Source organism: Corallococcus sp. CA053C (genome assembly GCF_003611675.1).
GTDB lineage: Bacteria > Myxococcota > Myxococcia > Myxococcales > Myxococcaceae > Corallococcus.
This window is the reverse complement of the sequence record NZ_RAWA01000379.1, coordinates 1-9608: the sequence shown is the minus strand read 5'-3', so window position 1 is coordinate 9608 and position 9608 is coordinate 1. Positions and strand designations below refer to the sequence as shown.

Genomic DNA, 9608 nt, shown 5'->3' with positions numbered 1-9608 from the left:
CCCCAGACCCCAGGACTTCCTGCCCCGCGTCAGGAAGCCAGCGCCTTGCTCGCTCCACGGATTGGAAGCTGGATACGGTGGCTTCTGGATCCGGTGGAGGCAACGAAGGCGCGGGTCCAGGGGAAAAGCCGGTTCCGGACATCGCGGCGCGAGCCCTGTCCCCGATTGCGCCTAAGCTGCCGCCCCGTGAACAGGCCGTCCGAACAGAGTCCCGTGGGCGGCCTCCGCGCGCGGCTGCACACCATCATCTTCGAGGCGGACACGCCGGCGGGGAAGGCGTTCGACGTGGCCCTCCTGTGGGCCATCGTGTTCAGCGTGGTGGCCGTGATGCTGGAGAGCGTCGCGCAGGTGCGCGTGCGCCACGGCGCGGCGCTCCACACCGCCGAGTGGATCTTCACCGGGCTCTTCGCGGTAGAGTACGTGCTGCGGCTCGCCGCGGTGCGCAGGCCCCTGGACTACGCGCGCAGCTTCTTCGGCGTCGTGGACCTGATGGCGCTGTTGCCGTCGTTCCTGAGCGTGGTGTTCCCCGGGTCGCAGACGCTGCTGGTGGTGCGCGTGCTGCGGCTGCTGCGCGTCTTCCGCATCCTCAAGCTGGGGCACCTGCTGGGGCAGGCGGAGGTGCTGCTGACGGCGCTCCGGGCGAGCCGGCCGAAGATCATCGTCTTCCTGGGCACGGTGCTGAGCATCGACGTCATCATGGGCGCGGTGATGTACATGGTGGAGGGCGAGGCGCACGGCTTCGACAGCATCCCCCGCTCCATGTACTGGGCCATCGTGACGATGACGACGGTGGGCTTTGGGGACATCACGCCGAAGACGGTGACGGGGCAGTTCCTCGCCTCCATCCTGATGGTGATGGGCTACGGCATCATCGCGGTGCCCACGGGAATCGTGTCGGTGGAGCTGGCTGCCGCCACGCGTCAGCGTCCGGACACCCAGGCCTGCCCGGGCTGTGGCGCACAGGGCCATGACCTGGATGCGCGCTTCTGCAAGCGGTGCGGGACGGCGCTGGACTGGACCCCTCCCAGCCCGCGCGGAGAAACTGGCTAGGATGGCCGGGCGCATGGCCCGCTCCATCGACACGCCCGAGCTGGACGAGGAGCGGCTGGTCCGCCAGTTCCCCGGCATCGACCGCAAGGCGGTGGGCGCGTTCTTCACGCCCGCGCCCATCGTGGAGCGCACGCTGTCGCTCGCGCTGGCGCACCTGGAGGGCCGGCCGCTCACGGTGGTGGATCCGGCCTGCGGCGCGGGAGCGTTCCTCGCGGCGGCGGCGAAGCACCGGCCGGACGCGCGGCTGTGCGGGCTGGAGCTGGACGCGGGGGTCGCGCGCATGTGCCAGGCCCGGGTGCCGGGCGCGGACGTGCGCGTGGGCGACGCGCTGCGAGGCGGGCTGGAGCCGCTGCTCGCGGGGACGCCGGACGGACACGCCGAGTTATGGGTGGGCAACCCGCCCTACAACGGCACCTCGCCGGTGTTGAAGGACGCGGACGCCTACGCGCGGCTGCGAGCCCTGATGCCCCTGGCGATGCCCCCGGGCACCAGCCTGCGGGATGACTTCGCCTTCTTCCTGCTCGTCGCCACGAATCGTCTGGCGACGCGGCCCGGGGTCCTGGCCTTCATCACGCCCGCGAGCCTGCTGGAGTCGTTCATCTACGCGCCGCTGCGTCGCGTGCTCCTGGAAGCGCTCCACCTGCACGAGGTGGTGGACCTGGGGCCGGGCAGGTTCCGGGGCACGCAGGTGCGCACGTGCATCACGGTGTGGACCTCCCGGTCCGGGAGCGACGCCCCGTCCCCGCGCTACGAGCACAAGGGCGCGGGGCAATGCTTCACGCCGGAGCCGCCCGAGTGGCGGCTGTCCCCCATCGCCCGGGAGGCCGCGGAGCTGGACGCGGACTGGCGCGCGAGGGGCGAGCCGCTCACCACGCTCATCCCGGTGAGCCTGCCCGGGGTGAAGACGCGCTTCGACGAGCTGCTGGTGGACGCGGACTCGGACCGGCTGCTCGCGCGCCTGAGGGCCTTCGCCGCCGCGACGGACGCCACGTTGGAGGACTTCGCGAGGGAGCACGGCCTGGAGCCCGCGCTCCTGCCCAAGCTGCGGGCGTTGAAGGAGGGGCCGGCGCTGGAGGTGGACGCGTGCCACGTGCGCCCGTTCTTCCGCTACGGCGGAGCACGGCACCGGGGCGCGCTGCCACCGGAGGCGCGAGCCTACTGCTACCTGGACCGGAGGCTGGTGCCGCGCGGGGACCACCGGCTGCGCGGCCCGTATGATCCGCACCAGGAAGCGGTGAAGCTGCTGTTCAACGTGCGCGAGCTGCCCTTGTCGGCGGCGCTGCTGGAGGAGCCCGGCTGCGTGCACGACCACCGGCACGCGCGGTTCGCGCCGCTGTACGTGCCCCAGCGCGTGCGCGACGAGGGCCTGGTCATCACCCGGGGAGCCACGTCCCGCGAGGAATTGGGGCCGGACGTCCCCAACCTGTCGCCCCGGGGGCGTGCCTGGGCACAGACGCGGGGAGGCCCGGAGGAGGCCTTCCGCGCGGTGGTGCGCTTCCTGAACGGAGCGCAGGTGCAGCGGGTGTGGGGGCCCGCGTTCGGAGCGTCGCGGGTGGTGCCGGTGCCGCTGGAGGGGCCGTTGCCGGAGTGATGACTCCCCATCACCGCCCGGGCGCGGGGGTGGACATTCTCCTGCGAGGCGCGAGGGTGGGAGGTAGTGTCGCCGCGCTACGCAACCCGTCCCTCGTTGGAGAATTGGAACCCATGACGATTCGCGCCCTGTTGATTGCCGCTGCCCTGACCACCACGCCCGCCCTGGCCCAGGACGCGGGGACTCCGGCCGCCGCGGATGCGGGGACGAAGCTGGCGCCCAAGAAGGGTGAGACGGTGAAGGCGACGCTGAAGGACGCCCAGGGCAAGGACGTGGGCGAGGTGACGCTGGAGCAGGCGCCGACGGGCGTGCTGGTGAAGGGCTCGCTGATGAACCTGCCGGAGGGCGAGCACGCCATCCACATCCACGAGGCGGGCAAGTGCGAGGCGCCGGACTTCAAGACGGCGGGCGGCCACTTCAACCCGACGAAGAAGCAGCACGGCGTGCTGTCGCCCAAGGGCAAGCACGAAGGCGACCTGCCGAACCTCCACGTCGCGCAGGACGGCAAGGTGCAGTTCGACTTCTTCGCCCAGGGCCTCAAGGTGAAGTCGCTGCTCGACAAGGACGGCTCCGCCGTCGTGGTGCACGCCAAGCTGGACGACTACCACTCCGACCCCACCGGGGATGCCGGCGGCCGCATCGCCTGCGGCGTGGCGGAGAAGCAGTAGTCGTCCTGTCTCGTGGTTCAGCCGGCGCGGCCCTTGAGCGCGGCCTGGATGAAGGACAGGCCGTGATCAAACCGCACCTTCAAGGTGCATTGCTGCTGCCTCAGCAACTCCACGATGGTCGGTGTCTCGAAGTCCTGCTTGTTGCTGTTGAACAAGCAGGACTTCTGACCGGCCCGTGACGCTTCCCGAAGGCTGAGCAGCACTGACGCAAGCACCACCGCATCCGGGAAGTGCAGCCGGGACTCCTCCACCTGGAGGGTCGCCGCATGCGCGATGACCTGGGCTCCCGTCGGCAGGATCTCCGAGCAGCGCAGCAACCGCGCATGGATGGAGTTCACGCGCTGCTCTGCTTCCTGCGTGATGGTGACCAGGCTGGATTGGACTTCGGCCCAGGCCTGCTCCTGGGCTTGAGCGAAGACCCTCACCCGCTGACGCTCGCGAAACTCTTGTCGGAGCCCGTCCGACAGCTGCCGGTGCTTGTCGCGCTTGCGCCGCAGCTCGTCCATCGGCTCGATGAAGCAGAAGGCGGGGACGGCCAGAAGGATGGCGCCTGCCTCGGCGAGCCGCAGGACCTCTTCACACGACTCCACGTGCTCCTGCTCATAGGCCAACTGGAGAATGAAGTTGGTCTCGGCGTAGACCCTCAGACACGCTCCTCGCGAACCTCTCCCCCAGCAACAGCCTTGAGAAGCCCCATGAGCACAAGGCCAACGTCTTTCATCCCCTGGAAGCCCGGGGTGGTCAGGTCGTTCAACCACAACGACACGAGCATGTTGAACGCCAGGGGCATGATGCCTTCGGGCCCGGTACCGACGCGCTGGAAGTACGGGCCCAGGATCTTCGTGGCATCGAGCACGCGGGTCGGCGTGCCCCCCTTCTTCACCTTGGAGGGTTTCCAGACGTAGAGCCACTCCGGAGTCACCAGGAAGAAGAAGTCGGCATTCGGCCGCTGACCGAACGCTTCCAGGTTGAGCCAGAACTTCGTCGCCCAGTCGCGCGTCGCCCCCAGACGGGCCTTCACCTCGACCTGAACCCTCGGGTGTCCACTCCGGTCATGGACCGTGAAGTCGAACCTGGGCTGGGAATGGGGATGCGGCCCCGAATGCGGTTCCATCACGCCTCCATCATAGGAAGGGGTCTGTCATCCCGCCAGACGTGCCCCGCCCGTCAGCCCAGGTGCCTCGCGTCTCACACGTACCCGAACCGCCGCCGTGCGAACCACTCCGCGCCCAGCAGCGCGATGAGCGCCACGAGGTAGTACCAGCGATCCCACAGCGGCTGGTCCTTCGCGCGCCCCACCTCCACCACCGGCGGATCCAACAGCGGCACGTCCGGCAACCCGTCCTGCGGCAGCTTGTACGCCTTGCCCTCGGTGATGCTCGCGATCTGCTCCATCAGCTCCGGCCGCACCGACGCGTCCGACAGCTCCGGCCCCACCGCGCGCACCGCCACCGCGTCCTCGCCCTTGCCCAGGTCCGTGTCGCCCTTCTTCGCCGACGCGAGCAGCTTGTACGGCCCCGGCGCCGGCGGCGCGAACTCCAGCCGCACCACGCCGTCCGCGCCCGTGGCCCCCGTCTGCACCGCCACCGGCTTCTGCGTCGCCACCGAGAACAGCTCCACCCGCACCTGCGCGTCCTGCGCCGGCTGGTAGTCCGCCATCCGCGCCTGCACCACCACGCCCACCGGACGCCCCGGCTCCACCGACGGCGGATCCGCCGTCACCTTCAGCGTCGTCAAATCCGGGTCCCTCACCAACCACCGCAAGGCATTGCCCCAGAAGCGGTCATACGCCCGGTTCGGTGACCCGTCCCGGTGCGCCGTGAACGCCCAGGACCACGTCGCGTCCGTCGCCACCACCATCGCCCGCCCCCGCCCGTAGTCCCACACCGACACCAGCGGCGCGTTCTTCCCATCCACCGTCACGAACGGATGATCCATCAGCACCGTCGCGCCCGGCCGCGCCCGCGTCAGGTTCGCGCCCGGAATCGGCGCCAACTCACCCCACGTGCCCTCCGTGCTCGCCGCCCCCGTCCCGATGGACGTCACCGGGTGCCGCAATCCCTCCGGCGTCAGACGGGGCTTGAACGGCTCCGGGTTCGCGGGCCCCGCCGCCTCCACCGGCAGCGCCTCCATCAGCGTGGGCATGCTCGCGCGGCCCTCGCCCAGCACGCTGTCGCCGCCAATCATCACGAACGCGCCACCCTCGTGGATGTAGCGCTCCAGGTTCCGCTCGTACTCCGCGATGGACAGCGACGGATCCGAGTAACCGAAGTTCTGGAAGATGACGACGTCGAACGTGTGCAGCTTCGTGTCGAAGATCTCCTCCATCGGGAACGGGATGAGCGACAGCTCGCGCTCGTTCGTCACCCCGGGGTCGTCCGACAGGGTGCGCAGGATGTAGAACGAGATGAGGTCCACGTTCGCGTCCTGCTTGAGCAGCCCCCGCAGGAACCGCTCGTCCCACGACGGCCGCCCCACCACCAGCAGCACGCGCACGCGGTCGCGAATGACTTTCAACGTGAACGACCGGCTGTTGTTCTCGCTCACCGCTTCATCCGGGAACGTGGGCACCGTCACCGTGTAGACGAACCGCCCCGTCTGGTCCGGCGTGAAGGTGAAGGACACCGGCTTCACGTCGTCGCCGGTCGTCATCCGCACCAGCTTGTTCGCGACCGTCTTGCCTTCCTGGCTGAGCACCACCGGGATGTCCTGGCCAGCGAAGCCGCGGCCATGGATCTCCACCTCCACCGTGAGCGAATTGCGCACGAAGGCGAAGTCGTCCACCTTCAGGCCCTCCACCGCCAGGTCCTTCAGCGCCTCCTGCCCCACGAGGAACGTGGACACCGGCACGCCCAGGTCCGCGAGCGCCGCGCGCGCCCGGCCCACCGCGCCCGCCTTCAGCTCCGCGTTGTCCGCGCCGTCGCTGAACAGCAGCACCCCGGACAGCTTGCGCGACCCCTGCCCCGCCGCCCCCGCGCTCCTCAGCGCCGCCAGCAGGTCCGTCGTCCCCGCGCGCGCCGGCTCGCTGCCCAGCTGCGCGGGCGTCACCGGCGACAGCTCCGGGTCCACGCCGTACACCTCCACCGTGAAGCGGTCCTGCCACGCGGCGAACTGGGGCGCGGCCTTCTCCAGGAACGCCGCCACCTGCGCGCTGCGCGTGGGCCCGCCCGGCTCCGACGGGAAGTTCATGGACGCCGAGCGGTCCACCAGCACCGCCACCCGGTTCTTCATCCGCGCCACCTGCAGGTGCCGGATGCCGGGCTCCAGGAGGAAGAAGAACGCCGCCACGCCCGCGCCCAGCCGCAGGCCCCACAGGAGCAGCCGCCGCCCGCGCGACGGCTCGCGGCGCACGCCCCAGGCCGCAAGCCCGATGCCCGCGACGAGCCCCACCGCCAACAACACCAGCGCCCACACCGGCAGGGGCGAAAGGCTGACGAGCTTCCACGCGTTGAAGGACGGGGAGTTCATTCGGTCGCGCGCCAGGACACGTCAGCGCCGCTTGTTGAGGATGAGGGGCAGGTGCACCGCGTCGTCCTTGTAGTCCAGACACAGCGCATACATGCACAGGTTGATGCCCAGGCGGATGGCCAGCTCGCGCTGCGGCTCGCCGCCCGGGGACACGTCGAACTCATAGTCGCCGGACTCGCTGCGGCTCCACGCGCCCGCCACGTCGTTCTGCGAGTACAGCACCGCCGCGCGCTTGCCCACGCTCGCCACCAGCGGCAGCGGCTTGTGCAACAGCCGCCCGGGCGCCGCGTCCAGCAGGAAGAAGGACTTGAAGACGACGTGCGTCGACGGCGCCTCCTTCAGCGGGTTCTGCGGCAGCACCCGCGCCATCTCCCGGCGGAAGCTCGCGTCGAAGCCGTCCCCGTCGCTGCCGTCGTTGGCGTCCGCGAACACGAAGCCGCCGTACGTCAGGTAGCGGCGCAGGTTGGACACCTCCGCGTCCGTGAGCGGCGGAAAGCCCCCGTCCCCCCCGAAGTAGAGGAAGGGGTACTCGAAGAGGTCCGGGCTGCTCAGCGCGAACGGGCGCGCGTCCGGCACCACCTCCACGGACGTGCGCCGCTGCAGCTCCCACGCGAGCCGCCGCAGGCCGGACAGCCGGCCGTCCCAGCGGCCGCCATGTCGGGCCACGGCCGGGATGAACCGGCTCTTCTCGCCGAAGGCGGACGCACGCCGGGACAGCAGCGGGACGAGCGCGGAAGTGCCGATGAGGAGGTTTCGACGGGACAGGGGCCGCACGGGCATGGGGACGTGCTTATACCGTCGGCGGGTGCCCACATTCCCTGGTATAGACGCGCCCCATGGCGAAAGGCGGACAGACGCCCCCGGAGCCCGGCTCCGACGAAGTGCGCGCGGCCTGGGCCCGCAAGGACGCCGGTGACGTGGCCGGGGCCCGGAAGGACGCCCGGCGCATCCTCGCGCAAGGGCCCTCCTCCCAAGGGCTCTCCCAGGAAGACCGCACCCAGGCCGAAGACCTGCTGCGGGCCACGTCCACGCCCCGCGCCCTCTACGGCTTCGCCTTCCTGAGCGCCCTCATCCTGGCCGTCCTGCTGGGGCTCGCCCTGACCCGCTATTCCTAGCGGCCATTGTCAGTAGGATGACGCGCCATGGAAGGCTTCCTCCTGGCACTCAAGTCCTACCAGACCTTCAACCCCTCGGCCTGGGTGGGCATCTACCGCCTGCTGCCCATGTGGACCGGCGCCGTGGTGGCCGTCGTGGGCCTGGTGCTGCTGCTCGCGGGCGGCGGCCGGCTGTTCCGCGTGGTCGCAGGCCCCGTGGGCGCGGTGATTGGCCTCGTGTGGACGGGGCTCGTCACCCAGAAGCTGGGCCTCGTGGACCTGGATCCGCGCCTGCCCACCTTCGTGGCCGCGGGACTGATGGCGCTGGGCTTCCTCTTCCCACCCGCCGTCACCTTCGTGGGCATGGGCGTCCCCCTGGGCCTGCTCGCGGGGGAGATCGCCGGGCCCACCGACTTCCTGCTCGGCTTCGCCCCGGGCTTCCTCGTGGGCGGGCTGGTGGGCGCGTTCCTCCACCGACAATTGAGCGGCATCGTCGCGTCCGCGGCGGGCGCATGGCTGCTGGTGATTGGCGCGCTCGCGGCGCTGCACCAGTTCGGCGGGCTGGTGGAGGCCGCGGCCAGCCGCCCCTGGGGCGTCATCATCGCCGCGCTCCTCTTCGCGCTCGCGGGCAGCGTCTACCAGCTCGCCATGCGCCCCACGCCCGAGGAGTCCGACAAGAACAAGGCGGAGCGCGAACAGCTGAAGCAGCGCCAGGCCGAACAGCGGGCGCTCGAGAAGCGGTGGGGGGTCAAGTAACCCCCGCCCGGCAATCCTTTACGCCGGGGGGGCCGGGGCGTACATTCCGCCGCCTTTCCCCCCGGAGTTCCCCGAGCATCGATGGGCCAGGCCAGTCGCAAGGACAAGGAAAAGCAGGTTGAGTCCCCCGCGGCAGCGCCCCTGCCGGCCTCGCCCGAGGCGCTCCCCGCCGAGGCGTGGCGCAAGCCCGCCGGACTCACCCGCCGGGGCTGGGCCGTCCTCGCCGGCATCATCGTCTTCATCCAGTTCCCGCTCATCCACTACGCGCTCTTCCGGGGCCAGGCGGACATCACCGCCACCGTCCCCTACGCGCAGTCCTTCAACGACCCGGCCGTCGTCGCCCGCGACTTCTTCTCCACCGGCGCCTACTGGCGCGTGACGGGTGGGGAATTGCTGGGCCCCGCGCCCAAGAACAACCCGCTGTGGCTCCAGGCCGCGCTGCCGGATGACGTGGCGGTGGAGTTCGACGTGCGCCCGGAGTACCCCGAGGGCGACATCCGCGTGGAGCTGTTCGGCAACGGGCGCGACCCGGCCTCCGGCTACGTGCTGGTGCAGGGCGGGTGGAACAACGGCCTGTCCGTCATCGCCCGGCGCGACATCAACGCCCCCGGGCTGGACGCGCTCCAGCGCCGCGCGGCCCGCATCGCGGAGCGGGGCGGCGGCCAGGGCGCGGACCTCGTCGCCACCGGCGTCTTCCAGAAGGACACCGCCATGCGCGTGGAGTCCCGCGTGGGGACGCCCGTGCAGGCGGGCCGCGTCTATCACTGGCGCATCGAGCGGCGCGGCAACGTGCTCAAGTGGGCCATCGACGGCACGCTCGTGGCGGAGCTGGACGACCCGTTCCCCTTCAAGGGCAAGGGGCATGACCGCCTGGGCCTGTCCGGCTGGGAGTCGCAGCTCTTCTTCGACAACCTGCGCGTGGGCACCCCGGACGCGATGCCCGCCACCATGGCCGTGAAGCAGGAGCCCACCCTGCCCCCG

General features: G+C 70.7%; 9 protein-coding genes and 1 pseudogene. 6 read left to right on the top strand and 4 right to left on the bottom strand.

From position 1 onward, the window contains the following. The first annotated feature begins 186 nt into the window (after positions 1–186). The 3 genes from D7V97_RS34210 to D7V97_RS34200 all read left to right on the top strand — a co-directional run bounded on the left by D7V97_RS34210 (position 187) and on the right by D7V97_RS34200 (position 3309). Positions 187–1050, top strand: a complete 864-nt coding sequence (locus D7V97_RS34210; protein ID WP_120614818.1) for an ion transporter — start codon at positions 187–189, stop codon at positions 1048–1050. A 13-nt stretch (positions 1051–1063) separates the two neighbouring features. Further along, positions 1064–2641: an N-6 DNA methylase gene (locus tag D7V97_RS34205; RefSeq protein WP_120614819.1), complete on the top strand. Its 1578-nt coding sequence runs from the start codon at positions 1064–1066 to the stop codon at positions 2639–2641. 113 nt (positions 2642–2754) lie between these two features. After that, positions 2755–3309: a superoxide dismutase family protein gene (locus tag D7V97_RS34200; RefSeq protein WP_120614817.1), complete on the top strand. Its 555-nt coding sequence runs from the start codon at positions 2755–2757 to the stop codon at positions 3307–3309. Between the two features lie 17 nt (positions 3310–3326). Here D7V97_RS34200 and D7V97_RS34195 read toward each other — a convergent pair whose 3' ends face one another. From D7V97_RS34195 to D7V97_RS34180, 4 genes are all read right to left on the bottom strand, one after another. Further along, on the bottom strand, positions 3327–3920 hold the full coding sequence (locus D7V97_RS34195; RefSeq protein WP_120614816.1) for a hypothetical protein: 594 nt from the start codon (positions 3918–3920) through the stop codon (positions 3327–3329). Positions 3921–3952: 32 nt separating this feature from the next. Continuing rightward, the gene (locus D7V97_RS34190) at positions 3953–4330 is read right to left on the bottom strand and encodes a hypothetical protein (protein ID WP_147445090.1); all 378 of its coding nucleotides are present in this window, start codon (positions 4328–4330) and stop codon (positions 3953–3955) included. A 167-nt stretch (positions 4331–4497) separates the two neighbouring features. After that, positions 4498–6777, bottom strand: coding sequence for a glutamine amidotransferase (locus D7V97_RS34185; RefSeq protein ID WP_120614814.1), 2280 nt, complete (start codon positions 6775–6777; stop codon positions 4498–4500). 21 nt (positions 6778–6798) lie between these two features. After that, entirely contained in the window at positions 6799–7557 is a 759-nt protein-coding gene (locus D7V97_RS34180; RefSeq protein WP_120614813.1) for a DUF4159 domain-containing protein, read from the bottom strand. A gap of 56 nt (positions 7558–7613) precedes the next feature. On the opposite strand from D7V97_RS34180, the gene D7V97_RS34175 reads away from it, so the two are divergent. From D7V97_RS34175 to D7V97_RS34165, 3 genes and pseudogenes are all read left to right on the top strand, one after another. Further along, positions 7614–7892 (top strand): molecular chaperone DnaJ, encoded by a 279-nt coding sequence (locus tag D7V97_RS34175; protein WP_120614812.1) that lies wholly within the window; start codon positions 7614–7616, stop codon positions 7890–7892. Between the two features lie 27 nt (positions 7893–7919). Then, positions 7920–8627, top strand: coding sequence for a hypothetical protein (locus D7V97_RS34170; protein ID WP_120614811.1), 708 nt, complete (start codon positions 7920–7922; stop codon positions 8625–8627). An 81-nt stretch (positions 8628–8708) separates the two neighbouring features. Continuing rightward, positions 8709–9608: pseudogene (locus tag D7V97_RS34165) on the top strand (hypothetical protein); the annotation flags it as partial.